At 62.0% G+C, this 25,577-nt stretch carries 21 protein-coding genes and 1 other RNA gene; 15 read left to right on the top strand and 7 right to left on the bottom strand.

Translation table 11 applies throughout. The features are described 5' to 3' along the window. Nucleotides 1-7: 7 nt before the first annotated feature. From IC234_RS11275 to rnpB, 3 genes are all read left to right on the top strand, one after another. Complete coding sequence (locus tag IC234_RS11275; protein WP_190924535.1) at nucleotides 8-928, top strand: metallophosphoesterase; 921 nt, start codon at nucleotides 8-10, stop codon at nucleotides 926-928. 84 nt (nucleotides 929-1,012) lie between these two features. Next, nucleotides 1,013-2,869 carry a M1 family metallopeptidase gene (locus IC234_RS11270; protein ID WP_190924532.1) on the top strand — a complete coding sequence of 619 codons (1,857 nt, stop codon included), beginning with the start codon at nucleotides 1,013-1,015 and terminating at the stop codon, nucleotides 2,867-2,869. A gap of 353 nt (nucleotides 2,870-3,222) precedes the next feature. Then, nucleotides 3,223-3,620, top strand: an RNA gene (gene rnpB / locus IC234_RS11265) — RNase P RNA component class A. A gap of 89 nt (nucleotides 3,621-3,709) precedes the next feature. Here the strand turns inward: rnpB and IC234_RS11260 are convergent. Both IC234_RS11260 and IC234_RS11255 read right to left on the bottom strand, forming a co-directional pair. Next, a complete protein-coding gene (locus tag IC234_RS11260; RefSeq protein WP_190924530.1) occupies nucleotides 3,710-4,156 on the bottom strand; it encodes a c-type cytochrome in 447 nt (148 codons plus the stop codon). Nucleotides 4,157-4,164: 8 nt separating this feature from the next. Further along, nucleotides 4,165-5,445: a PQQ-dependent sugar dehydrogenase gene (locus IC234_RS11255; protein WP_190924528.1), complete on the bottom strand. Its 1,281-nt coding sequence runs from the start codon at nucleotides 5,443-5,445 to the stop codon at nucleotides 4,165-4,167. Between the two features lie 234 nt (nucleotides 5,446-5,679). Between IC234_RS11255 and IC234_RS11250 the strand changes: the two genes are divergently transcribed. Next, nucleotides 5,680-6,843: a sigma-54-dependent transcriptional regulator gene (locus IC234_RS11250; RefSeq protein WP_190924526.1), complete on the top strand. Its 1,164-nt coding sequence runs from the start codon at nucleotides 5,680-5,682 to the stop codon at nucleotides 6,841-6,843. Nucleotides 6,844-6,911: 68 nt separating this feature from the next. On the opposite strand, the gene IC234_RS11245 is transcribed toward IC234_RS11250, so the two are convergent. Further along, on the bottom strand, nucleotides 6,912-7,409 hold the full coding sequence (locus tag IC234_RS11245) for an SHOCT domain-containing protein (RefSeq protein ID WP_190924524.1): 498 nt from the start codon (nucleotides 7,407-7,409) through the stop codon (nucleotides 6,912-6,914). 118 nt (nucleotides 7,410-7,527) lie between these two features. Next, nucleotides 7,528-8,526, bottom strand: coding sequence for an acyl-CoA synthetase family protein (locus IC234_RS11240; protein ID WP_190924522.1), 999 nt, complete (start codon nucleotides 8,524-8,526; stop codon nucleotides 7,528-7,530). A gap of 118 nt (nucleotides 8,527-8,644) precedes the next feature. Here IC234_RS11240 and IC234_RS11235 point away from each other — a divergent pair, with 118 nt between their 5' ends. Continuing rightward, a complete protein-coding gene (locus tag IC234_RS11235; RefSeq protein WP_190924520.1) occupies nucleotides 8,645-9,208 on the top strand; it encodes a hypothetical protein in 564 nt (187 codons plus the stop codon). Between the two features lie 72 nt (nucleotides 9,209-9,280). Here the strand turns inward: IC234_RS11235 and IC234_RS11230 are convergent, their stop codons facing one another. Next, nucleotides 9,281-11,701, bottom strand: a complete 2,421-nt coding sequence (locus IC234_RS11230; RefSeq protein ID WP_190924518.1) for an alpha-ketoacid dehydrogenase subunit alpha/beta — start codon at nucleotides 11,699-11,701, stop codon at nucleotides 9,281-9,283. A 248-nt stretch (nucleotides 11,702-11,949) separates the two neighbouring features. On the opposite strand from IC234_RS11230, the gene IC234_RS11225 reads away from it, so the two are divergent. From IC234_RS11225 to IC234_RS11190, 8 genes are all read left to right on the top strand, one after another. Further along, nucleotides 11,950-12,720, top strand: a complete 771-nt coding sequence (locus IC234_RS11225) for a DUF1573 domain-containing protein (RefSeq protein ID WP_190924516.1) — start codon at nucleotides 11,950-11,952, stop codon at nucleotides 12,718-12,720. Between the two features lie 495 nt (nucleotides 12,721-13,215). After that, the gene (locus tag IC234_RS11220) at nucleotides 13,216-14,733 is read left to right on the top strand and encodes a tetratricopeptide repeat protein (protein ID WP_190924514.1); all 1,518 of its coding nucleotides are present in this window, start codon (nucleotides 13,216-13,218) and stop codon (nucleotides 14,731-14,733) included. Beyond that, a complete protein-coding gene (locus tag IC234_RS11215) occupies nucleotides 14,717-16,342 on the top strand; it encodes a glycosyltransferase family 2 protein (protein ID WP_190924512.1) in 1,626 nt (541 codons plus the stop codon). Before IC234_RS11220 ends, IC234_RS11215 begins: the two co-directional genes overlap by 17 nt. A 37-nt stretch (nucleotides 16,343-16,379) precedes the next feature. Then, complete coding sequence (locus IC234_RS11210) at nucleotides 16,380-17,552, top strand: glycoside hydrolase family 26 protein (protein WP_190924509.1); 1,173 nt, start codon at nucleotides 16,380-16,382, stop codon at nucleotides 17,550-17,552. Between the two features lie 185 nt (nucleotides 17,553-17,737). Continuing rightward, complete coding sequence (ald, locus tag IC234_RS11205; RefSeq protein WP_190924507.1) at nucleotides 17,738-18,865, top strand: alanine dehydrogenase; 1,128 nt, start codon at nucleotides 17,738-17,740, stop codon at nucleotides 18,863-18,865. Between the two features lie 140 nt (nucleotides 18,866-19,005). Then, nucleotides 19,006-20,913, top strand: coding sequence for an LTA synthase family protein (locus IC234_RS11200; RefSeq protein ID WP_190924505.1), 1,908 nt, complete (start codon nucleotides 19,006-19,008; stop codon nucleotides 20,911-20,913). 34 nt (nucleotides 20,914-20,947) lie between these two features. Continuing rightward, nucleotides 20,948-21,223, top strand: coding sequence for a hypothetical protein (locus IC234_RS11195; RefSeq protein ID WP_190924503.1), 276 nt, complete (start codon nucleotides 20,948-20,950; stop codon nucleotides 21,221-21,223). A gap of 2 nt (nucleotides 21,224-21,225) precedes the next feature. Beyond that, nucleotides 21,226-21,528: a hypothetical protein gene (locus IC234_RS11190; protein WP_190924501.1), complete on the top strand. Its 303-nt coding sequence runs from the start codon at nucleotides 21,226-21,228 to the stop codon at nucleotides 21,526-21,528. Between the two features lie 143 nt (nucleotides 21,529-21,671). On the opposite strand, the gene IC234_RS11185 is transcribed toward IC234_RS11190, so the two are convergent. Then, nucleotides 21,672-22,157 carry a type I restriction enzyme HsdR N-terminal domain-containing protein gene (locus IC234_RS11185; protein WP_317173366.1) on the bottom strand — a complete coding sequence of 162 codons (486 nt, stop codon included), beginning with the start codon at nucleotides 22,155-22,157 and terminating at the stop codon, nucleotides 21,672-21,674. A gap of 100 nt (nucleotides 22,158-22,257) precedes the next feature. On the opposite strand from IC234_RS11185, the gene IC234_RS11180 reads away from it, so the two are divergent. Next, complete coding sequence (locus IC234_RS11180; protein ID WP_190924499.1) at nucleotides 22,258-23,028, top strand: AMP nucleosidase; 771 nt, start codon at nucleotides 22,258-22,260, stop codon at nucleotides 23,026-23,028. A 165-nt stretch (nucleotides 23,029-23,193) separates the two neighbouring features. Beyond that, nucleotides 23,194-24,861 carry an amidohydrolase gene (locus IC234_RS11175; protein ID WP_190924497.1) on the top strand — a complete coding sequence of 556 codons (1,668 nt, stop codon included), beginning with the start codon at nucleotides 23,194-23,196 and terminating at the stop codon, nucleotides 24,859-24,861. Between the two features lie 201 nt (nucleotides 24,862-25,062). On the opposite strand, the gene IC234_RS11170 is transcribed toward IC234_RS11175, so the two are convergent. After that, the gene (locus tag IC234_RS11170) at nucleotides 25,063-25,572 is read right to left on the bottom strand and encodes a DinB family protein (RefSeq protein WP_190924495.1); all 510 of its coding nucleotides are present in this window, start codon (nucleotides 25,570-25,572) and stop codon (nucleotides 25,063-25,065) included. Nucleotides 25,573-25,577 lie beyond the last annotated feature (5 nt).

Genomic DNA, 25,577 nt, shown 5'->3' with positions numbered 1-25,577 from the left:
TCCTACCATGTACGACCTCATTGGCGATATCCACGGCCACGCGGCCGAGCTGCATCGGCTGCTGAAAAAACTGGAATACGCTCCCGATGCGCAGGGCATTTATCGCCACCCGGTGGGGCGTCAGGTCATTTTTTTGGGCGATTTCATCGACCGGGGGCCGCACATCCGCGAGACGCTGCAGGTGGTGCGCGGCATGGTGGACGGCGGCACGGCCCTGGCCGTGATGGGCAACCACGAATACAACGCCCTCGCGTTTTGGGAATTTGACCCCGGCGGAGGGCACCTGCGGCCCCACTGGCCCAACCACATTCTGCAGCACCTGGAAACCATCAAGGAGTTCAGCAGCAAGGAGCGGTTTGCGGAGTGGCGCGACTACCTGGCGTGGTTTCGCACGCTGCCGCTGTTTCTGGAGCTGCCGGGGCTGCGCGTGGTGCACGCCTGCTGGGACGCCCGCTTCATTGCCTACCTGCGGCAGGAACTGCCCGATTCCCGCCTGACGCCGGACTTTCTGCTCCGGGCCAGCCGCGTCGGCTCGCCCGATTTCAAGGCCATTGAAGTGACGCTGAAAGGCCACGAAACCAAACTGCCCGGCGACCACCATTTCTTCGACAAAGACGGCCACCGCCGCACCATGGTGCGCACCGCGTGGTGGCGCGACCCGGCCGCCTCCACCTACCACGACTACTACCTCGAACCCATCGACGCCCTGGCCGACCAGCCCGTGGACGTGGCCGCCCTGCCCCACGCCGGCTACTACCAGGACGAAACGCCCGTGTTCTTCGGCCACTACTGGCTGCGCGGCGAGCCCCGGATTCTGACGCCGCACTCCGTGTGCCTCGACTATAGCGTGGCCAAGGGCGGCGAGCTGGTGGCTTACCGCTGGCACGGCGAGCAGGTGCTCACGCCTGCCGGACTGGTGCGGGCCTGAGTCAGGGGATTTTGCCAGACGGCAGGCAACGGTGCCCTTTCCGCACCGTTCTTTGTCCTTTACCCGCAAAATCAACGGCGTCCCATGCGTTTTCTTTACCTGCTGCTCCTCTCCCTGCCCGCGCTGGCCCAGCAGCCCCTGCCCATCCCGCGCAACCTGCAGGCCACCTACGCCAAAGGCACCCGCACCGAAAGCGGCCAGCCCGGCCCCAACTACTGGCAAAACACCGCCGATTACGACTTGGCCGTCACCTTCGACCCCACCACGCGGCGCGTGAGCGGCACCGTCGGCATCAAGTACCAGAACAATAGCCCCGACTCGCTGCGGCAGGTGTGGTTCAAGCTCTACCCCAACATCTACCAGAAAGGGGCGCCCCGCAGCCGCCCTTTCTCGCCGGCCGACGTGGGCGAGGGCATGAAAATCACCGCCCTCACCATCAACGGCGAGGTATTCAACGTAGCCAAGCTGGCCATCGAAGCCACGAACATGGCCGTGCCGCTGCGCCGGGCCATAGGGGCACGGCAGTCGGCCACGGTGAGAGCCACGTACTCCTACGTTCTCAACAAAGGCTCGCATCAGCGCACCGGCGAGATTGAGCCGGGGGCTGACTTTGTGGCGTACTTCTTCCCGCGCATTGCGGTCTATGATGACATCGATGGCTGGAACCGCGTGCCCTACACCGGCGACCAGGAGTTCTACAACGACTTCTGCAACTTCAAAGCCGCCATCACCGTGCCCAAAAACTTCGTGGTGTGGGCCACCGGCGATTTGAAAAACACCGACCAGGTCCTCGCCAAAAAGTACGCCCAACGCCTGCGCGATGCGGAACAGAAAGACGCCGTGGCCTTCGTCATCTCGGCCGAAGATGCCCAGCGCCGCGACATCACCGCCCAAAACCCGCAGAACACCTGGCGCTTCGAGGCCCGCAACGTGACGGACTTCGTGTTTGCTACCGCCGACCATTACGTGTGGCAATCGACCAGCCTCGTGGTGGACCCCGCCACCAAGCGCCGCACCCGCGTCGACGCCGTGTACAACCCCACGCACAAGGACTACGCAGAAGTAATTGATTTCAGTCGCAAAACGGTAGAGGCCATGAGCTACACCTTCCCCAAGTGGCCTTTCCCCTACGCCCACGAAACGGTATTCGACGGCCTCGACCAGATGGAGTACCCCATGATGGTGAACGACAACCCCACCGAAACCCGCGAAGACGCCATCACCCTCACCGACCACGAAATCTTCCACACGATGTTCCCTTTCTACATGGGCATCAACGAAACGAAGTACGGCTGGATGGACGAGGGCTGGGCCACCATCGGCGAGTGGCTGATTTCGAGCCTCATCGACCCCAAGCTCGACGACGACTACGGCGTGGCCCGCTACGCCAGCAGCGCCGCCACCGAAAACGACCTGCCCGTGGTCACGCTCAGCACCCAGCAAACGGGCCTGCCGTTCTTCCTCAACTCCTACCCCAAGCCCGGCATGGGCTATTTGTATGTGAAGGACCTACTCGGCGACGAGCTGTTTACGCAGGCCCTGCACACCTACATCCGCCAGTGGAACGGCAAGCACCCCATGCCCTACGACTTCTTCAACAGCATGAACGCCGGCGCGGGCCGCAACCTGAACTGGTTCTGGCAGCGCTGGTTTTTTGACGCCGGCTACCCCGACCTGGCCATCGCCGGCGTGACTAAAACCGCCGCCGGCTACGATGTCCAGGTGCAAGCCAAAGGCAGCAAGCCCGTCCCCGTCGACCTCACCGTGACCTTCGCCGACAACACGACCCAGAAACTTCACCGCACCATCAGCGTCTGGGAAACGGGCGCCACGTCCGTCACCGTGCCCGTAGCCACCAAGCAACCCGTGACGCGCGTGACGCTGGGCAGCACGCTGGTGCCCGACAGCTATCCGAAGGACAATGTGTGGGAGGGAAAGTAGCACTGCACGATGATTAAGTTAGCACCACCGCTTTTCCAGATTCTACAAGAAGAGTTGGCTTATGGAAACGAAATAGTTGAAGACACGGCCTGGTTGCCTGACTGCATTATGCTAATCATTTTGAGGAAGAAATTCCGTAGGGAATATCCAATTTCAGCCGGCATTCAATTTCTTAAAATTGAAGACCACCACTATTGGTATGCCGAGTATAATTGCAAATCCGCTGAGGGCAATCATTCAATTGCTTGTGGATTCGACTCCTGACTAAGATGATTAAATACCAATGCAGTCGAGTTGCTTCGACTTCGTTCAGCGTTACAGGTCTGGATGGTTTGGGTGTACCTTTGCCCGCAGTGATGGGTCGCCCCACCGCGGCGCTTTCGGGCGACGAGGAAAGTCCGGGCAACGCAGAGCACCTTGCTTCCTAACGGGAAGGACTGGCGCAAGCCAGGACAGCGAGTGCCACAGAAAATTACCGCCTACGTCGCCCTCGGGCGGCCGGTAAGGGTGAAAAGGTGCGGTAAGAGCGCACCAGCGGGCGGGTGACCGTCCCGGCTGGGTAAACCTCAGGGGTTGAAAGACCAAATAAGCTGGCACGCCGGCGCGGCCTTCGGGCGGCACCGGCACCGGGCGGCTCGTCCGGCGCCAGCGGGTAGGTTGATGGAGCCTTTCCGCGAGGACTGGCCTAGATAAATGGTGGGGCAGCTGCTTCGGCAGCGGACAAAACCCGGCTTACAGACTCATCACCTCACATAAAAAAAGGCTCTTCCCACACGGGAAGAGCCTTTTTTTATTCATTGGCCGTCATGCTGCGCGCTACATGACGGCCTTTTTTCACGCTTATTTCTTGTTAGCGGCCCGAATAGCCTTCACCTCGGCCGCGCTCAAGGCGCTGGCTTTGTTGCCGAAGGAGTTGCGGACGTAGGTGAGCACCGCCGCAATCTGGGCGTCGGTCAGCGACTCCTGGGCGGGCATCACGTTGTTGTAGGGCTCGCCGTTGATGTCGACGCCCTGCAGGCCGTTGAGCAGCACTTTGGTGAGGCGGGTTTTGTCGCCCAGCACGTAGTCGGTTTTGGCCAGCGGCGGGTTCAGGCCGTCCACGCCCAGGCCGTCGGCCTGGTGGCAGCTGAGGCAGTTTTGCACGTACACCGACTTGCCCTGGGCCAGCACGGCGGCGGGCACGCCCACGGCTTTTTTGGCGGGGGCTTTCACGGGCGTTTTTTTCTGGGCGGCGGCGGGGCCGGCCGCCACGGCCAGCAGCGACAGCAGAACAACTAATTTCTTCACGAGCGGGCTTATTTCTTGTTGTACACGATGCGGTAGATGGTCCCGGCCTTGTCGTCGCTCACGTAGAGCGAGCCATCGGGGCCCTGGGCCAGGCCGCAGGGCTTGTGGTCGGCGCGACCGGACGCCACCTTTTCCGGCGAGCCGGCGAAGTTGTCGGCAAACACTTCCCACGGACCGCTCGGCTTACCGTTTTTAAAGGGTTGGAACACCACGTAGTAGCCCTTCTGCGGCTCAGGGGCGCGGTTCCAGGAGCCGTGGAAGGCGATGAACGCGCCGTTGCGATACTTTTCCGGAAACATGGTGCCGGTGTAGAACAGCAGCGCGTTGGGCGCGGTGTGGGCGGGGTAGGCCGCAGCGGGCTCCAGGTACTTGGGGTCGGCTTCCTTCTTGCCGTCGCCGCCGTACTCGGGGGCCAGCATTTTCTTCTTCTGAATAGGGTCGTAGTACAGGAAGGGCCAGCCGGCGTTGGCGCCTTTGGTAAGGGCGTAGAGGCACTCAGCAGGCAACTCGGCCGACTGTTTCGTGTCGTACATCTCCGGGAAGATGTCGTGCAGCTGGTCGCGGCCGTGCTGCATCACGAAAAGCTGGTTGGCCTGCGCGTTCCAGTCGAGGCCCACCACGTTGCGCAGGCCCGTGGCGTAGCGGCTGCCGCTGCCATAGCCCTGGTTCAGCTTGTCGGCCCGGAACTGCCAGATGCCGCCCGCCGAATCCAGAATCGGGCAGTTTTGCTGGCCCAGGGAGCCTTTCTGCCGGTCTTTGATTTGACAGGAGTTGGAGTAGGCGCCGATGTTGACGTAAAGGTTGCCGGCGTTGTCGAGGGCAATGGATTTGCTTTCGTGCTGGCGACGATTGATGAGGCCGCTCACTATTTTTTCGGGCTGCGTGGGGTTGGTCACCTCCCCTTTCGCGTCCAGCTTGTAGCGGTACACGTCTTCGTCGGACGAGGCGTAGAGGTAGCCGTCTTTCACGGCAATGCCGGTGCCGCCGTAGCCGCCGAAGCCGCCCGTCACCGTGGCTTTGCCCGTCGCGGCGGGCTTCAATTCAAGGATGCCTTTGCCGTCTTTGGGCCGGTTCAGCTTCACGTAGATGTTGCCCTGGGGCGTCACGGCAATGTGCCGGGCCCGGCCGCCGGTTTCGGCCACCACCAGCGCGCCGAACCCGGCCGGCAGCTTGAGGCCGGCGTTGTTGGGGTCGGGGGCCACGGTGGGTCGGCTGGTGAGGGAGTAGAGGCCGAAGCTGCTGGCCAGAGCCGCCGCCAGCAGCAGCGGACGGGTGAAGTTATTGTTCATGGATGGAAATGTTGGTTGAATAGAGCGAAGTAGAGACGCAACATCTTGCGTCTCGTCGTTGAACGGTAACACTGAACGAGCCACAGACTGTGCCGTTCAAATAAACAACATCAGCAACGACGAGACGCAAAATGTTGCGACTCTACTTCGTTCAATATCCTGCCTTAAACTCCCACCGCCGCTTTTCGTTACCTTCGCCCCTCTCCATTTGCATTCCATCGTATTCCATCCCGCATGCCCCGCATCCTCATCATCGACGACGAAAAAGCCATCCGCAACACGCTGAAGGAGATTTTGGAATTTGAAAGCTACCAGGTCGACCAGGCCGAAGACGGCCCCGCCGGGCTCGACATGCTCATTCAGCAGAAGTACGACGTGGTGCTCTGCGACATCCGCATGCCCAAAATGGACGGCCTCGAAGTCCTTACCCGCGCCCAGGCCATGGGCACCGACGCCGCCTTCATCATGGTGTCGGCCCACGGCAGCATCGACACGGCCGTGGAAGCCACCAAGAAAGGCGCCTACGACTTCCTGCCCAAGCCCCCCGACCTCAACCGCCTGCTCGTGACGGTGCGCAACGCCCTCGACCGCACCAAGCTGGTGAGCGAAACCAAAACGCTGAAAAAGAAGCTCTCCGTCACGAAAGGCTCCGAAATGGTGGGCTCCTCGGCCGCCCTCGGCGCCGTGCGCAAAGCCATCGAGAAAGTGGCCCCTACCGATGCCCGCGTGCTCATCACCGGCCCCAACGGCGCCGGCAAGGAAATGGTGGCCCGCCAGCTGCACGAGCAAAGCAACCGCGCCCAGGGCCCCATGGTGGAAGTAAACTGCGCCGCCATTCCGTCGGAGCTGATTGAAAGCGAGCTGTTCGGCCACGAAAAAGGCTCGTTCACCTCGGCCGTGAAGCAGCGCATCGGCAAGTTCGAGCAGGCCGACGGCGGCACGCTCTTCCTCGACGAAATCGGCGACATGAGCCTCTCGGCCCAGGCCAAGGTGTTGCGCGCCTTGCAGGAAAACAAAATCACCCGCGTGGGCGGCGAAAAGGAAATCTCGGTGAACGTGCGCGTGCTTGCCGCCACCAACAAGGACCTGCTGCAGGAAATTGCCGACAAGAACTTCCGCGAAGACCTCTACCACCGCCTCTCGGTCATCGTCATCAAGGTCCCGGCCCTCAACGACCGCCGCGAAGACATTCCCGAGCTCATCCAAAAATTCCTCAACGACATCGCCGCCGACTACGGCAACAAGCCCAAGAAAATCGACCCCGCCGCGCTAGAGTACCTCCAGGGGCTCGACTGGCGCGGCAACATCCGCGAGCTACGCAACGTGGTGGAGCGCCTCGTCATCATGAGCGACGACACCATTTCGGCCGATGACGCGAAGGCGTTTGCTGGGAAGTAATAATATTCCCTTATTTAAAAAACGCAAAAAGGGCTCCTGATACCGGAGCCCTTTTTGCGTTGTATCGTTTAACAACTACTTAATAACTTATTCTTTTCCGACTCGAATTCATCATTGGTTAAAATGCCCGATGCTTTAAGTTCGCCAAGCTTTTTTAACTCATCCATTTTGTTTGATGTAGTCATTCCAGCACCTGGTTGTTTGAGCTTTGCTTCAAACAACTTTTCCATAACCAATTTATGTATCTTTTCTGCCTTGTCGCCAACTTTCGAAGAAAAAGCCCTTAGCACGATGGTATTGGGGTCCGTCATGCTTTGGGGAGACGAATAGAACGGGCCTACGGTCGCATCGCTCTCTTCGGTGCCAGGAACTATAAATTTGAAGTACCCATTGGAAAAAAATGTAGGTTTTTTGTATTCAATGGTAACAATGTCTTTGTAGAAATAAATACGCTCACCCACAAATCCTCCCTGGCTCATAAACCCATTAAATGTTGCTCGAGACAGGGTAATGTGGTCTTCGAAAACCATCAATTTGCCATTCTGGCCATTAATTTCTGCAAGCATCGGAAATGTCAACTTAATACTTTCGTTTTAGTAAGCGTGCCAAAGTTCACATAATTTGAAGCAATAGGCGTGCAAACATTGTGCGAAATAAATTTACGTTAAAAGCAACCTGACTTATTTAAACCATCTGATTACACCCGCGCACGTCCGAATTATCCATTCGGCCCAGCACCTCGAATGAGCCGTCCTCGTGCATCCGCGCCAAATCCTTGGTTTCGATAAAAGCGCAGGAATCAATATTGGCTAGGTCAATCACATTGATGGCGCCATCCTTTCTATTCCCAATCGAAAACGGGTCCGACGGGTCGCGCAGTAGCACGCGCAGCGGCGCGGGGCAATGGAAACGGCCGTCGCCCAGCGAGTAGGCCTGGCTGAGCAGTTCCGTCATGCCATATTCGGAATGAATGCCCGCCGGGCCAAACGCCTGCTGCAATTCGGCGTGCAGTTCTTCGCGAATCATCTCGCGGCGTCGGCCCTTCATGCCGCCGGTTTCGAGCACGGTGAGGCCTTGCAGCTCCGGCGCGGGGCCAGTCTCGGCGGCAAAATCGAGCAGGGCGTAACTCACGCCGATGAGCATGACGCGGCGGCCAGGCACCTGCTTGGCTTCGGCCAGGGCGGCGCGCAGGGCGGCGTGGTCGTGCAGGAAAAAGGTGGGCTGAGTTTGGCCCGATTGCCGGGCGAAATAATCGACCATGGCCACCAGCGAGGAATTGCCCTGCTCCAAGTACGACGGCAGCAGGGCCAGGAAAATCCAGCCCGAGAGCGGGCCGTAGTATTGCTCGAAGATGCGGGCCGCGTTTTCGCGATACAAATCGGGGTCGCGCACGAGGTGGCGGCTGCGCTGCTGCAGGGTAGTGCCGCTGCTCAGAAACAATTCCTGAGCCTCCCACTGGACGGGCTCGGTCCGCACCTCATGGGTTTTGAAGAATTCGATGGGCAGAAAGGGAATATCGGCCAATTGAGCTACCGCAGCAGGGTTGCGGCCCAGCTGCTGCAGGTACTCGGCATAAGGCGGGCAGTGCACGGCCTGGTGCCGGAACAGGGCCAGCGCAGCTTCTTCAAACGACGCGGCGGTGAGCGTGGGCAGGGCCTGTAAAAATTCAGTGCGGAAACTCATGAGCGGGAAACGCGGTTGGCAACGCAGACCGAACCAAGCAGCCCGGCAAATCGTTGGGAAAAACGTACTTTGGCGACGATTCCGCCGTTGTGTTGCTGTCTAGTCATTTCCTGCCTTTATGAACCCGCTTCGTACCCTTGCCGCTGCCGCTGTTTGCCTGGTGGGGCTGTCCCTCAGCAGCTGTTTGAATGCGCCCGAATACCCAGAGACGCCTTCCATCGACTTCAACTCGCTGACCATGGTGCGCAATAAGCCAGCGGGCCAAACCGAAATCGACACGCTGAAATTTGCGCTCGATTTCCGCGACGGCGACGGCGACCTAGGGCTTTCCGACGAAGACATCAAAGTAGCGCCCTGGAACGCCACGAGTGGTGGCCCCAACAACCGCGGCTACAGCTACAATTATTTCATTCAGCCGTACAAAAAGGTAAACGGCATATTTGTCAAGTTTATCAACGCGGGCGGGGTGGCCGGCGAGTACGACGGCCGTTTCCTGCGCCTTGACGACACCGACGGACGTCCGGCCCCCCTCAAAGGCACGCTCAACTACAAGCTGCCCATTAACATCGACGGCGCACCTTTTTTTCCTGGCGACGTGCTGAAGTTTGAAATCAGCATCATGGACCGGGCCCTGCACCAGAGCAACGTCATCACCACTTCCGAAATAACGCTGGGCCGGTAGCTCAGCATTTTTTTTCTTTTGTTACGCTTGTGCCCCGGTCCGATGGCTGCGCTATCGGACCGGGGCAGTTGCTTAATAGATATCCGGGAATTTCTCGGGTGCGGCCTCGCTCATCAGCTCGTACACCGTGTCGAACACGTCTTCCACGTTGGGCTTGCTGAAGTAATCGCCGTCGGAGCTGTAGGCCGGGCGGTGGGCTTGCGCGGCCAGGCAGCGCGGCTGCGAGTCGAGGAAGCGGTAGGCGCCCTGCTCGTCCAGCACGTGCTGCATCATGAAGGCGGTGGCGCCGCCGGGCACGTCCTCGTCGGCAAACACCACGCGGTTGGTTTTCTGTAGGCTGTCGGCAATGAGGTGGTCGGTGTCGAAGGGCAGCAGGGTTTGCACGTCGATGACTTCGACGGAAATGCCCACTTCGGCCAGCTGCTTGGCGGCGTCCATCACAATGCGGCACATCGAGCCATAAGTGACCACCGTCACGTCGGTGCCGGTTTGCAGCACTTCGGGGCGGCCCAGCGGCAGGGTGAATTCGCCCACGTTGGCCGGAATGGTTTCTTTCAGGCGGTAGCCGTTCAGGCACTCAATTACGAGGGCGGGCTCGTCGCTGCGCAGCAGGGTGTTGTAGAAGCCGGCGGCCTGCGTCATGTTGCGCGGCACGCAAACGTGCATGCCCCGGATGCTGCCCAGAATCATCTGCATGGGCGAGCCCGAGTGCCAGATGCCCTCCAAGCGGTGCCCGCGGGTGCGCACAATGAGCGGGGCTTTCTGGCCCCCTTTGGTGCGGTACTGCAGGCAGGCCAGGTCGTCGCTCAGAATCTGGATGGCGTAGAGCAGGTAGTCGAGGTACTGAATTTCGGTGATGGGGCGCATGCCGCGCAGGGCGGCGCCGATGCCCTGCCCAATGATGGTGCACTCCCGAATGCCGGTGTCGGTGATGCGCAACTCGCCAAACTTCTCCTGCAAGCCAGCAAAGGCTTGGTTCACGTCGCCAATCTTGCCCACGTCCTCGCCAATGGCGAAAATGAGCGGGTCGCGCTGGAAGTTGGCGTCGAAGCAGGCCTGCAGCACTTCGCGGCCGTCAACCTGCGGGGCACCGGGCGCGAAGGTGGCGGGCACTTCTTCGATGTTGCCCACGGCCAGCTCGCTCTGGCTGAACAGGTTGGAGTTGTAGCGGTCGGCGTTTTCGGCCAGCAGCTGCTCCAGGTGGCGCTGAATGGCGCGGCGGCCGGCGCTGCGCTTCTCGGTGCGCACCTGCCGCAGGGCGCGGCGCAGCGTCCGCACGATGTCGGCCCGGATGGGCGTGGGGTTGGTTTTCAGCTGCTCCACCAAGTCGTGCATGCTGTTTTCGGTGCCGTGGTCGGCCACCAGCTTGTTCAGCAGGGCCACGGCCTCGTCGCGCTCGGCCTTGATGGGGTCGAAGAAGGCGGCCCAGGCAGCGGTGCGGGCCGTTTTGATGGTGGCGGCGGCGGTCTTTTCGATGTCGTCCAGCTCCAGCTCGGTGGCGTGGCCTTCGGCCAGCAGCCACTCGCGTAGTTTGTGCAAGCAGTCGTGGGCTTCTTCCCAGCTCAGGCGGTCCTTGCTCTTGTAGCGCTCGTGCGAGCCGCTGGTGCTGTGGCCCTGCGGCTGGGTGAGCTCCGTGACGTGCACCAGTACGGGCACGTGCTGCTCGCGGCACACGGCGGCGGCGCGCTGGTAGGTATCCACCAGGCTGGCGTAGTCCCAGCCGCGCACCACGTAAATCTCGAAGCCGGGCTCCCCTTCGCCGTCGCGCTGCAGGCCGGCCATGATGGCCGAAATGCTCTGCTTGGTGGTCTGGTACTCGGCGGGTACCGAGATGCCGTAATGGTCGTCCCACACGCTCATGAGCATGGGCACCTGCAGCACGCCGGCAGCGTTCAGGGCCTCGAAAAACATGCCCTCCGAGGTGCTAGCGTTGCCAATGGTGCCGAAGGCCACCTCGTTGCCGTGGTTCGACAGCTGCGTGAACCGGTGCAGCTCGGGATTTTGGCGGAACAGCTTGGAGGCGTAGGCCAGGCCCAGCAAGCGCGGCATCTGGCCGCCGGTGGGTGAAATGTCGGCCGAGGAATTCTTGGTGTGGGTGAGGTCGCGCAGGTTGCCGTCTTCGTCCAGCATGCGGGTGGCGAAGTGGCCGTTCATGGCGCGGCCGGCGGTGGCAGGCTCGGCCTCGGCGTCGGGGTTGGCGTAGAGCTGGGCAAAGTACTGCTCCCAGGTGAGCTGGCCGATGGCCACCATAAAGGTCTGGTCGCGGTAGTAGCCGGCGCGGAAGTCGCCGTTTTGGAAGGCGCGGGCCATGGCCAGCTGCGGCACTTCCTTGCCATCGCCGAAGATGCCAAACTTGGCCTTGCCCATGAAGACCTCCTTGCGGCCGGCCAGCGAGGCGTGCCGGCTTTCCCAGGCCAGGCGGTAATCGGTGAGAAAATCAGCCTTGGTGAGGGAGGTGGCTAGCGCGGGCAGGGCGGTTTCGGCGGCGGACATAAGCAAAGGGAACGGAGAGGTGGGAATTCTTAGGACAGGAGGACGTGCCGGTTGGGGCCGGCCCGCAAAAATACGGAATTGGGGCCGGCTAGGTGGTGCGCGGGGTTTGGGCGTATATTTGGGCTGCAAAGGCCTGGCCCATTGGTTTGTTTTTAGCAGCAAGCCCAAACGCCCTGCCGAGGTTATCTTTTATTTATCGGGGCGGCCCCCGCGTTGGCGGCCGGCGCACGCCCCCTACTCGTTGCGTGATGAAAAGACTTCTTACGATTTGCCTGCTGGCCCTGGCCGGCGCCGCCCACGCCCAGGGCGTGATGCAGTTCGAAACCGACAACCACGACTTCGGCAACGTGCCCGAGGGCACCATGGCCACCCACGAGTTCAAGTTCAAGAACACCGGCAACCAGCCCGTGGTGATTGCCAACGTGCAGGCCAGCTGCGGCTGCACCACCCCCGACTGGACCAAAACCCCGGTGATGCCCGGCAAAACCGGCATTATCAAGGCCATGTACAGCAGCGCGGGCCGCCCCGGCGTGTTCAACAAAACCGTGACCGTGACTAGCAACGCTGCCGAGCCCAGCAAGGTGCTCAGCATCAAGGGCACGGTGCTCACCAAAGACCAGATGAAGCCCATGCTGACGCCGGCCCAGCTGGCGGCCTCGCCCCACCTGGTGCTGGCCCAAACCAGCCACGACTTTGGCAAGATGGAAGCCGGCCAGCAGCCCACCGCCCGCATTGTGGTGAAAAACACCGGCAAAACCGAGCTTGTGCTCGGCCCCCTCACCTCGGGCTGCTACTGCGTGGGCTACAAGGCCTCGCCCAAGCCCATCGCGCCGGGCCAGAGCGCCGTGGTGGAGCTGCTCTACAGCCAGCGCCAGTTGGGCCAGGTGAGCGACGTGGTGACCATTGCCTCGAACGACGTGAGCGGCGACGCCAAACTCACGTTGCGCGCCAACATCGTGCGCGACCTCAGCGGCAACAGCATGGTGAAGGAAAGCGGCACAGCCGTTCCCTTTAAATAACCGCTGCGAAGCGGCCCACGCCGCGCCCTTTTTCTAGCAGGCCCCGCTACTTCAGCGGGGCCTTTTTTTATGTGCGCTGGGCACAGGAAGCAAGCGGTAACAAGTGCCCATGCATTTCTCTGGCGCAGCTCCAACTGTATGGCTCCCTAATCACCACCGATTGGCAGTTGGCCATCTATCAGACCAGCAGCGCTACATGGGGCGCACGGTTCAGTACGGCACCTAGCACTGCCGGTGTTTGAGAGCAAAATTTTCGACTTATTCGCTTTCAGTATTACTAAACTTTGATTAAATCATCATTTCATCATTTACTAGTCCTAACTTTACTAGGTTAGAATCAACTTAATTTTAAGCATTTGCGCGATGCAGGTGCTGTGAATTGGCTGCTTTTACGGGCTATCGGAGTGAATGGGCGCGGCAGTGCCGGGGCCGTTGTGCGCTGCGATGACCTCACACGATTAAATAAGCAACTGTTTTACAGCAGAGTTACCGTTCATGAAAATCAACATTCTACTTGCAGCTATGGGGGCGGTGCTCGGGGCGGGCACTGCGCGCGCGCAAACGGCGCTGCTTCCCGATACGCTGGAATACGCCCGCGCCAAGGCGTATGGGAAGGATTTTGGCGAGGCCGACCGGATACTGACCTTATATAATGCCCGGACATCCCGCCTCGACGGGCTGCGGCTGCAGGCGCAGGTGCTCTATTGGGCGCAGGATTTTAAACGGGCGGCGGCGGTGCACGAGCAGGCCCTGGCCGCTTTCCCCAGTGTGCCCGCCCTGCGCCTCGACTATGCCCGCCTATTGGTGGAGCAAAACCAGCTGGACCGGGCCAAAGACCAGCTCGCGGTGTACGAAACCCAGGACAGCGCCCGGGCCGAATCCGGCCTGCTGCTGGCCCTCATCAGCTACAAGCAGCTGCGCCTGGACGCGGCTCGCAAGTCCCTGGCCGCGGTGCTGCGGCGCTACCCCGGGAATGCGGCGGCTACCGCCCTGCTGCAGGATATCGGCAACACGACGCTGCCTTACTTCCGGGTGGGCAGCCGCTACCTCCACGACGACCAGCCCCTGCGGGCCCTCACGTATGAGGCCGAAGCCACGTTGTTTCGCTCGTGGCTGGTGGCGCCCACCGTGCAGCTGCAGGCCAATTCTTTTTCGCTGCCCGACGACCGGTCTGCTTCCTACTGGCTGCAGGTCGGCAACAAATTCACTTTCCTGCCGCTGGGACTTACGGTGAGCACAACGGGCGGGCTCTTTCAGTATTCGCAGAACAGCGGCGGCTCACTCGCCACGGGCAACCTGCTGCTGACCAAAACCCTGGGCAGCACGCTGGCTCTCGACGTGCAGGCCGCCCGGCAGCCCTACCAGGCCGTGCTGGCCAGCGCCCGGCAGCCGGTGATGGAGCGCCTCCAGGCGCTGGCCGTGCGCTATACCAAGGGCGATAAGTGGCTGGGCAAGGCCGGCGTGGAACAGCGCAGCTACGGCGACGACAACCCCGCCTACTCAACCTACGCCTGGCTGCTGGCGCCGGTGCTTACCCGCCCCACCGTGGTACTCAAGGCCGGCTATGCGTTCAGCTACGCCTCGGCCGAGCGCAGCACCTATACCCCGACGCGCAGCCTGAGCGACGTGGTGCTGAACGGCGGCCCGGTGCCGGGCGCCTACGTGCCTTACTTCACTCCCCGGCACCAATTGGTAAATGCCATGCTGCTGTCGCTGAAGCTGTGGCCGCAGAAAAAGGTGAGCGTGGCCGCCCGCGGCAGCTACGGGGTGCAGGGGCGGGCCGACGCGCCCTACCTCTACCTCGACAAGGCGCTGAACAACGAGCTCTACCTCGCCACCGGCTTTGCCCGCCAGGACTACCACCCCGTGGAAGTGCAGGGCGAGGTGGCCCTGAAAGCGTCGCCTTCGCTCACGGTAGCGGCCACCTACGGCTATTCGAGCCTGATTTTCTACAACCGCCACGCTTTCGACCTTCAATTTCGCTACCATCTGAACCGTGAGAAAAACCGATAACGCGGCCCTGTGGGAATTCCGGGAGGCAGCCACCTCCACGTTTGCGCGCAAGGCCACGCTGGCCAGCCTCATGGTGGCGGGCGTGTTCAGCATCGGCCGGCTGGCCGACTGGTGGTTTCGGGAGGAGCACGTGGCCTCGCTGCCGCTCTATCTGCTGCTCACCTTCATTTTCTGGTGGGGCATCGCGCGCATGGTCATCGTGTGGGTGTCGTACCTGCGCATCAGCAAGCCGCGCTGGCAAGCGCCGCAAGATGGGCTGCGGGTGGCCATTTTTACCACCAGCTCGCCGGGCGAGCCGCTCAGCATGTTTGAGAAAACGCTGGAAGCCTGCGCCCGCATCAGCTACCCGCACACCACCTACCTGCTCGACGACACCCAGGACCCGCGCTTCCGCGAAGCGGCCGAGCGGCACGGCGCCGTGTGGCTCGAGCTGGTGGGCCTGCCCGGGGCCAAAGCCGGCAAAATAAACGCGGCCCTGCAGCGCACCACCGAGGATTTCGTTCTGGTGCTCGACCCCGACCACATTCCGTTTCCCAACTTTCTGGACGAGGTACTGGGCTACTTCCGCGACCCGCAAGTAGGCTACGTGCAGGTGGCGCAGGCCTACTACAACCAGTACCGCTCCTTCACGGCCCGGGCCGCGGCCGAGCAGACCTACGGCTTCTACGGCCCCACCCAGATGGGCATGCACGGCCTCAACTGCGCCGTGGCCATCGGGGCCAACTGCACTTTCCGGCGCGCGGCGCTCGACAGCATTGGCGGGCACGGCATCGGGCTGGCCGAGGACCTCATCACGGCCATTCGCATTCACGCGGCGCAGTGGAAATCCATTTACTCGCCCATCGTGGTGAGCCGCGGCCTGGTGCCCGAGGACCTGGGCTCGTTTTGCAAACAGCAGCTGAAATGGGCCCGCGGAGTGCAGGAAGTGCTGTTTGCCGAGGTGCCGCGCCTCTGGCCCAAGCTCTCGTTTTGGCAGCGCGTGTCCTACCTCACGGTGGGCACTTACTACCTCTCGGGCCTCACCACGGCCTTGTTTCTGCTCATTCCCTACCTCTACTTCTGGTTCGGCTGGCTGCCGGCCAACATGGACTTCTTCGGGTTTCTGGACCACTGGCTGCCCGTGGGGCTCGTCAGCCTGAGCATTTACGTGTTTGTGCAGCGCTGGCTGTGCCACCCCGAAGCCGAGCGCGGCCTGCACTGGCGGGGCACCTTTCTGAAGTTTGCCTGCTGGCCGGTGTTTTTCATGGGTTTTGTGCTGTCCATCTGGGACGGCGAAATTCCCTACATCCCCACCGCTAAACGGGCCGTGAAACAGTTCACGCCCTTCGTGCGGCCGCTGCTGGTGCACCAGGTGCTGTTTGTGGCCACGCTGGCCTACGTGGTGGTGCGCCGCTTCTACTACACGCCCGAAGCCCGCCTTGAGCTCACCAGCGCCAACACCTGGGGCATGGTGCTCTTTGCGGCCCTGGCTTTTTTCATGACGCTGGGCGGCCTTTACGCGGCGTACCAGTCGCTCAAAACCAAAGCCGAAGACCCCTGGGCTTCCGTCGACCTCACCCGCATCACGGACCGGCTGCAGCCCGCCCGCAAGCACAAATCGGCGGCCTGACCCCGCATTACTCTGATTGTTCAGTCCTCCATACTCAATGAAAACCATAGCCTATCGCGCCTCGGCCACCTTGCTGGTCATTTTTCTGGGCCTGTGCGTGTTCAGCCTGCTGGTTTTTGCGGGCAGCAAAAGCCGCGGCCCGCTCGAAGACCTGGCCGCGGGCGTCACGTCCAAAGTAGCGTATCTGGAAAAAAGCATGGCCGGCGGCTACTCGCGCACCGGCCGCGCCGCCGCCCTGCAACGGTTCGACCGCTACCGCACCCAGACCGGGCTGCTGAACGCGCCCGACACCCTGCTGACCGGCGTGTACGACAACAACACCGAAGAATCGTACGAAAGCGTGACCACGCTGGAAGATTCGCTGGGCTTCAAGCTGCCCATCATTCACTTCTACACGGCCTGGGGTAGCCGCAAAGACCAGGGCTTCCCGCAGCTGCGCGCCCAAACCATTTCGGACCTGGGCTCGGTGCCGATGATAACCTGGGAGCCCTGGCTGAACGACTTCGACCCCGCGGTGTATCCCGTGCCCGGCAAGCCCTCGCAGGTGAATGCCAACGGCCTCACAGCCATTGCCGCTGGCAAATACGACGCCTACATCGACAAATGGGCCCGCGACGCGAAGGCGTTTGGCAAGCCCTTCTTCCTGCGCTTCGGGCACGAGATGAACGACCCCTACCGCTACCCCTGGGGCCCCCAAAACAACAAGCCCGCCGATTTCATCGCGGCCTGGCGGCACGTGGTGACGCGCTTCCGGCTGCAGGGCGCCACCAACGCCTCCTGGGTGTGGTCGCCCCACCCGGCCTACACCACCTACCGGGAGTTTTACCCCGGCGCCGCCTACGTGAACTGGGTGGGCATCACCACGCTCAACTACGGCACGGTGGCCCCTTGGAGCAAGTGGTACACGTTCGACGAGATTTTTGGCAAAGCCTACGACGAGTTTTCGCATTACGGCAAGCCATTGATGATTAGCGAAATCGGGTCGTTGGGCGTGGGCGGCAACAAGGCCCAGTGGTTTAAAGATGCCCTGGCCAGCATGCCCTTCAAATACCCGGCGGTGAAGGCGGTGGTGCTGTTCAACAACTCCAACGACGTCTCGACCACCTACAAAGCCCTGGACTGGTCCATTACCCTCGACAAACCCGTGCTTACGGCCGTGCGGGAAGCCGTTGGCGGGTGGCACCCCGCCACCGCCAGCCCGGCTCTGTAAGAAGGGTCGAATCGAGCGACGCTTCAGGCGCTTAAGCAAAGGGCCGCCCCTCACCCAGGAGCGGCTCTTTGCTTAAGCGCCGAAGGAGGGCCGGAATTCTGCGCTGCCGAACGGAACCGGGCCGCTTATCTTTGCGTCTCGAACACTAACCTTCTGCTTTCACCTCCACTCCCACCACTTCGCACATGATTATCGGCGTTCCCAAGGAAATCAAAAACAACGAAAACCGCGTGGGCCTCACGCCCGCTGGCGTGGCTGAGCTGCGCAAGCACGGCCACACCCTGCTGGTGCAAAGCACCGCCGGCGAAGGCAGCGGCTTCACCGACGAAGAGTACCAGACGGCCGGCGCCACCCTGCTCCCCACCATCGCCGATGTGTACGAGCAGGCCGAGATGATTATCAAAGTGAAGGAACCCATTGCGGAGGAATATCCCCTCATCAAGGAGAACCAGCTGCTCTTCACCTACTTCCACTTTGCCAGCGGCGAGGAGCTGACCCACGCCATGATTGAGCGCAAGGCCGTGTGCCTGGCCTATGAAACCGTGGAGCTCAGCAACCGCGCCCTGCCCCTGCTCATTCCGATGAGCGAAGTGGCCGGCCGCATGGCCCCGCAGGAAGGCGCCAAGTACCTCGAGAAGCCCCTCAAAGGCCGCGGCATCTTGCTGGGCGGCGTGCCCGGCGTGAAGCCCGCCAACGTGCTGGTGCTGGGCGGCGGCGTGGTGGGCACGCAGGCGGCAAAAGTAGCCGCCGGCCTGGGCGCCCAAGTCACCATCATGGACATCAGCCTGAACCGCTTGCGCGAGCTCGACGACTTCATGCCCAAAAACGTGGTGACGCAGTACTCGAACGAGTACAACATCCGCGAAGCCATCAAGACGTCGGACCTGATTGTGGGCGCCGTGCTCATTCCCGGCGCCAAGGCGCCGCACCTCATCACCCGCGACATGCTGAAGAGCATGCGCCCCGGCACCGTGGTGGTGGACGTGGCCGTGGACCAGGGCGGCTGCATCGAAACCTGCCACCCCACCACCCACGAAAACCCGACCTTCATCATCGACGACGTAGTGCACTACTGCGTGGCCAACATGCCCGGCGCGGTGCCCTACACCAGCACCCTGGCCCTGACCAACGCCACCCTGCCCTACGCCGTGAAGCTGGCCAACCTGGGCTGGCAGGAAGCCTGCCGCCGCGACGAGGCCCTGCGCCTCGGCCTGAACGTGGTGCACGGCGAAGTGGTGTACAAAGGCGTGGCCGACGCCTGGGGCCTGCCCCTGGCGAGCGTGGAATCCGTACTGGAAGCCGCCGCGGTGTAAAATATGTGGGGTGCTGGCTCGTCTGGCACATGCATACCGAAGCCTCCCGCAGCCGCGGGAGGCTTTTTGTTGCCTTTGCGCGGGCGCCGGCACGGCGGCCTTGCTTCGCCGGGTCTTTCACTCTGAACGGTCGTTATACGTTGTTTCCCTCTCCTGCCATCCGCCTGCTGCTGCGCCGCTTTGCCCTGCTCATGGGCGTGTACACGCTGCTGCGGCTGGGCTTTTATGTACTGAACCACAGCACGTTTCAGCGCATCAACGGCGCCGACGTGGCGCGCGCCTACGTGCACGGACTGCGGTTCGATGCTTCGGCGCTGCTGTGGCTGAACCTGCTGCTGGTGCTGCCGTCGCTGCTGGTGCCGGTGGGCTCGCGCCGCGGGCAGCAGTGGCTACGGGTGCTGTTTGTGCTGCTGAACTTCCCGGGCTTTCTGCTGAACATTATTGATTGGCAGTACTTTAAATTCATTGGTCGGCGGCTGAGCAACGAGTGGAGCACCATCGGCGACGACATTGCGCAGCAGGCCGGGCAAATCGGGCTGCATTACTGGTACCTGGCCCTTCCGCTGGCCGGGATGGTGTGGCTGCTGTGGTGGCTGTGCCCCATGCCCACGGCCGCCGAGCTGGCGTTTCGGCCGGGCCGCCGGGCCTGGCTGCCGCGCGTGCTGGAAGCCGTGGTGGTGATTGGGCTGGTGGTGCTGGGCCTGCGCGGGGGCTGGCAGTTGAAGCCGCTGCGCACCGGCACCGCCTTCGAGCTGCAACCGGCCGTGCTGGGCCACCTGGCCCTCAACAGCACGTTTACGGTGCTGAAAACCCTGGACGTGGCGCCGGTGGAGCGGGTCAATTATTTTGCTTCGGCGGAAGCGTTGCGGCCGGCGCTGGGCGCCGCCACTCTGCCCGTGCGCCCGACCCCTACCACGCCCGACAACGTGGTGATTTTGCTAGTGGAAAGCTTCGGCTCGGAATACACCGGCGTTGAAAACGGGGGCCGCGGCGGCTACACGCCTTTCTTTGATTCGCTGGCCACGGCGCCCGGCTCGCTGCTGATGCGGGATAATTACGCCAACGGCCGCCGGTCCATCGAGGCCTTGCCGGCGGTGCTCTCGGGCCTGCCCTCGCTCATGGACGAGCCCTTCATCACGTCCAGCTTTCAGACGGCGGAGATGCACGGGCTGGGCGAAATCCTGGGCCGGCACGGCTACACCACGGCCATGTACCACGCCGGCACCAACGGCACCATGGGTTTTGATATGTTTGCCGGCATTGCCGGCATGCAGCATTACTACGGCCTGAATGAATACCCCGGCGGCGACAAAAGCCCCGATTATGACGGGCACTGGGGCATTTTCGACGAGCCTTACCTGCAGTACTTCAACCGGCAGCTGTCGGCCACGAAGCAGCCGTTTTTTGCCACGCTCTTCACCCTCAGCGCCCACGACCCCTTCACGGTGCCGGCCAAGTACAAAGGCAAATTTCCAACGGGGACGCAGCCCATTCACCCCACCGTTGGCTATACCGACTCAGCGCTGCGCAACTTCTTCCGGGCGGCCCGGCGGCAGCCGTGGTTTGCGCACACGCTGTTTGTGCTCACGGCCGACCACACTTCCCAAACCGACCAGCCCAGCTACCAAAATCCGCTGGGCTACCACAAAACGCCGCTATTACTGCTGCGCCCCGGCCAGCCCCTGCCCCCCGCCAACCCCCACCGCGTCAGCCAGCAGGCCGACGTGCCGGCCTCGGTGCTCGACGTGCTGGGGCTGCCGCAGGAGCAGAAGTCGCTGCTGCCGTTTGGCTCCTCGGTGTTCGACGCGGCCAGCCCCGGCCGGGCGCTATTCCGCGACGGCGACTCCTACTACCTCGTGCATTCCGACTTCGTGACGGAGCTCACGAATACCAACCAGGTGCGGCTCTACCCCTACCAAACTCATTCAATGCCCTTGAAGCCGGTGGCCAACCCCGACCCGGCGCTGGTGAAGAAATACGGCGACGAGCTACGTGCCTGCGTGCAGTTTTACGTGAACGGGCTCGTGGACAACCGGCTGTATAAGTGAATTACCGTTAAGTGAACCTTTACTTTTTCCTGGTATGCCTCGAATCAGTTACCTAACTCGCCGGTGTAGCTGGGTGCTGCTGGGGCTGCTCGCCCGTCCCGGCGCCCGCGCCCAGTCAGCCGCCGCCCTTCGGCTGGAAATCGTGCCCACCAACTACGCCAGCACGGCCTCGCCCCGGTCGGCCATCGCGTGCGGACATTTCCACGTGCTGCTGACCAACGCGTCGGCGGGACCCGTGGCCTTGTTCGAGGAAAGCAACGGCTGGGGCTATTACGGCTTATCCTTCGACCTCACCTACCCCGCCGGGTGAGGGTGACAAAACGGACCCGCCCGTGGACCTACAACGTTCCCAGCACCGTGACCATCGCCCCCGGCGGCTATTACGTGTTTGACGTGGACTTCGACCCCAAGACGTGGGACAACTCGCCCCTGCAGGAAAGGCGCACCCCCGTTCGGCAGCGCCCCGTCGACGGAGGCGCCCGCTGCCGGCTGCGGGCCCGCTACACCATCACTGCCCCCAAACCCGGGGACGTGCGCATCCGGAAGCCCAGCGGTGTGCCCCTGTGGACCGGGACCGTGTCCTCGGCCGAAAAAACCTACGTCCTGTGGCCGTAAAAGGTCCTGCTCGAAGGTCGAAACGCTCCGTTTGGTGAACTGACAATTCTAGACACCCAGCGTCCTTTCGTTGCTTGTGCCAAGTTTGATAAGCCCGTCTACCGATTTAAGTAAAAACATATTGAGCCGACGAGTTTCGTAACCTACCCCCGCACCGCATCCACAAAGGCCGGCACCTCTTCCAGCCGCACATTGGTTCGGCTCGCAAAATCGACCCGCCAGCAGTAGTGCACCAAGCCATTGGTGAGCAGCAGCAGCGGGGCGCCGATGGTTTGGTTGTAGGTGGTGGCCTGCCGGGCCACGGCCTGCGTGATGGGCACCGAGGGCGCTTTGCACTCCACCAGCAGCAGGGGCTGTCCTTCTGGGTTGAGAGCCAGCAGGTCGGTGCGCTTTTGGCGCTGGTTGTAGCGCAGGCCGCGCTCCAGGGCCAGCAGGCCGCGCGGGTAGCCGAGGTGGTCGGTGAGGTAATGCACCACGTGCTGGCGCACCCACTCCTCGGGCGTGAGCACGACGTGCTTGCGCCGGAGCCCGTCCCAGATGAGTGGCTGATTTGTGGCCGATTGTGTAAGTTTGGCCTCGAAAGGCGGCAGGTCCAGGGCTTGCATCACCTCCAAAGGTACCTTTTTCAATGGGTGAATGAGTGAATGGGTGAATGGGTGAATGGCTTAACGGCCAGGCCCCGTCGGCTATTCACCCATTCACCCATTCACTCATTCACCCATTGGCCCCATGAAGACCAAAGAAGAAATTGTTAATAACTGGCTGCCGCGCTACACGGGCGTGCCGCTGAGCGAGTTCGGGCAGTACATCCTGCTCACCAACTTCAGCAATTACGTGTACATGTTTGCCGAGCAGTTCGGCTGCGAAGTGCGCGGCACCGACAAGCCCATGCAAACGGCCACGGCCAACGGCATCACCATCATCAACTTCGGCATGGGCTCGCCCATGGCCGCCACGGTGATGGATTTGCTCTCGGCCATCAAGCCCAAGGCGGCCCTGTTTCTGGGCAAGTGCGGCGGCCTGAAAAAGACCAAGCTCGGCGACCTGGTGCTGCCCATCGCGGCCATCCGCGGCGACGGTACTTCCGACGACTACCTGCCCAAGGAAATCCCGGCCCTGCCCTCCTTCCGCCTGCAGCGCGCCGTGAGCAGCATGATTAAAAAGCACGAGTTGGACTACTACACCGGCACGGTATACACCACCAACCGCCGCGTGTGGGAGCACGACCAGGAATTCAAGGAATACCTGCGCCGGGTGCGCGCCCTGGCCGTCGACATGGAAACGGCCACCATTTTCGTGTGCGGCTTCATGAACGACATTCCGCACGGCGCCCTGCTGCTGGTGAGCGACAACCCGATGACGCCCGAAGGCGTGAAAACCTCGGAGTCGGACTCGAAAGTGACGGCCAATTTTGTGCAGCAGCACCTGCAAATCGGTATCGAGTCGCTGCAGGAGCTGCAGTTCTCGGGCGAGTCGGTGAAACACATGCGCTTCGAGTAGGCGACTCCCGCCACCGAAAGCACGTCATGCAGAGCGCAGCGAAGCATCTTGCCCGCAATAAGTAACTCATTCGATTGGATTACTATTGCGGGCAAGATGCTTCGCTGCGCTCTGCATGACGTGCTTTTTATTTCTCTCTTAAACCTCTTTCCTAACCTTTCTCGCATGGCCCACTTCTCCCCCTCGCTACTTCCTAAGCTCGCCTCGCCCCTGCTGGCCCTGACACTCCTGAGCGGCTGCGGCGCCAAACGGGAAGCCGTCGACCTGCTGGTAACCAACGCCACGGTGTACACCGTCGACTCCACTTTTTCCAAAGCCGAAGCCTTTGCGGTGAAGGACGGCAAGTTTGTGGCCGTGGGCTCGGCCGCCGACCTTAAAGCGAAGTACCAGGCGGCGCAGGAAGTAGACGCCAGCGGCCAGTACATCTACCCCGGCTTCTACGACGCGCACTGCCACTTCTACCGCTACTCCCTGGGCCTGAGCTACGCCAATCTGGTGGGCACCACCTCCTGGGACGACGTGCTGCAGAAGCTTCGGCAGCATCGGCAGCAGCACCCGCAGGCTGCGTGGCTGCTGGGCCGCGGCTGGGACCAAAACGACTGGCCCGACAAGCAATTTCCGACCAAAGAAAAGCTCGACCAGCTGTTCCCCAATGTGCCGGTGGCCATCATTCGGGTTGATGGGCACGCGGCGCTGGTCAATCAGAAAGCCCTGGACCTGGCCGGCGTCACGGCCGCCACGCCCATCAGCGGTGGCACCATCACGCGCGACGCACAAGGCCGCCTTACCGGCCTGCTCGTCGACAACGCCCAGCGCCTGGTAGGCAAAGACATTGCCGAGCCTTCGCCGGCCGAAGCCGCCCAGCTGCTGCTGCAGGGCCAGCAAAACTGCCTGGCCGTGGGCCTCACCAGCCTCGCCGACGCCGGCCTCGACAAGGCCGATATCGACCAAATGGCAGCCCTGCAACAGCAAGGCAAGCTCAAGCTGCGCCTCTACGCCATGCTGGCGCCCACGCCCCAAAACCGCGCGTACTACCTCAAAAACGGCCCCGTTCTGACCGACCAGCTCACCGTCAGCTCCTTCAAGGTGTACGCCGACGGCGCCCTGGGCTCGCGCGGGGCCTGCCTGGTGCAGCCCTACGCCGACCGGCCCAAGGAAACCGGCTTCCTGCTCTCCACCGAAAAGGAATACCGGGCGCTGGCCAAAGAGTTGGCCGCGTCGAAGTTTCAGATGAACACCCACGCCATCGGCGACTCGGCCAACCGCATCATCCTCAACATCTACGGCGAGGCGCTGAAGGGCCAGAAGGACCGGCGCTGGCGCATCGAGCACGCCCAGGTCATCACCCCGGCCGACATGCCCAAGTTTGGGCAGTTTGGCATCGTGCCCTCGGTGCAGCCCACCCACGCCACCTCCGACATGTACTGGGCCGGCGAGCGCCTCGGGGCCGAGCGCGTGAAAACGGCCTACGCCTACCGCGAGCTGCTGAAGCAGTACGGCCAGCTGGCCCTGGGCTCCGACTTTCCGGTCGAAGACATCAACCCGCTGTTTGGCTTCCACTCGGCCGTGGCCCGGCAAGACGCCAAGAACTACCCCAAGGGCGGCTTTCAGATGGAAAACGCCATTAGCCGCCCCGACGCGCTGCGTGGCATGACCACCTGGGCCGCCCACGCCGCTTTCGAAGAAAAGCGCAAGGGCCAAATCAAACCCGGCATGCTGGCCGACTTCGTGGTGCTGAACACCGACTTGCTGACCGCGCCCAACGAGCAGCTGCGCGGCGCCCAGGTACTGCAAACGTGGATAGGCGGGCAGCGGGTGTTTGAGAAGAAGTAAGGGTCATTGCGGGGGCGCAGCCCGCGGCGACCCGTCCTCTCTTCGCAACCAGCCCGGAGTTGCGACAACGTCTGTGATAAAATGCAAAAAGCCCCGCCTCTACCCAGAGCCGGGGCTTTTTGCAGCAATTGGGTTAGTCGCCCATAACAGGACGTATTGCTTCGCGACGCTTGCAATGACGGTTGAGGCCTAACGCTTCGCCTATTTCTCGTCGGCACTGGGGCCGTAGAGGCCGGGCACCGGAATGTCGAGCAAACGCAGGTACACCGTGAGCTGGCCGCGGTGGTGAATGCTGTGGTTGAGGCCCATGATGCGGATGGCAGTGGCTTTGGGGTAGTCGAATACCACGTGTTCGCCGCGGTGCAGCTTAAAGTTGTGGCTCAGCTTTTCGTCGTCGCTTTGCTGCAGTTCTTGCTTCAGAATGGTGCTGTATTCGTCGAAGCGAGCCAGCAGTTCTTCGTGGCTGGTGGGCGTGGGGCCGGGCTTGGGGGCATTGGGGTCGAGGAAATCGCGCGAGTCGTGCGTTACAAACAGCGTTTTGAAAGCCAGCAGGTTAACCGTATGGGTAGCCAGCTGCCACAGGCTCATGCTCTTGGGGTGCGGCTTGTAGTCGGCTTGGTCAAAAGGCACTCGCTCGAGGATGCGGCGGGTTTGCGTCAGCTCGTGGTTGAGCTCGGCGAGGATGTTTTTCTGAACAGAAGAGGTGTACATGCGAC

The sequence above is a fragment of the Hymenobacter armeniacus genome (assembly GCF_014699055.1).
Classification (GTDB): Bacteria; Bacteroidota; Bacteroidia; order Cytophagales; family Hymenobacteraceae; genus Hymenobacter; species Hymenobacter armeniacus.
This window is presented reverse-complemented; position numbering and strand designations above follow the sequence as displayed.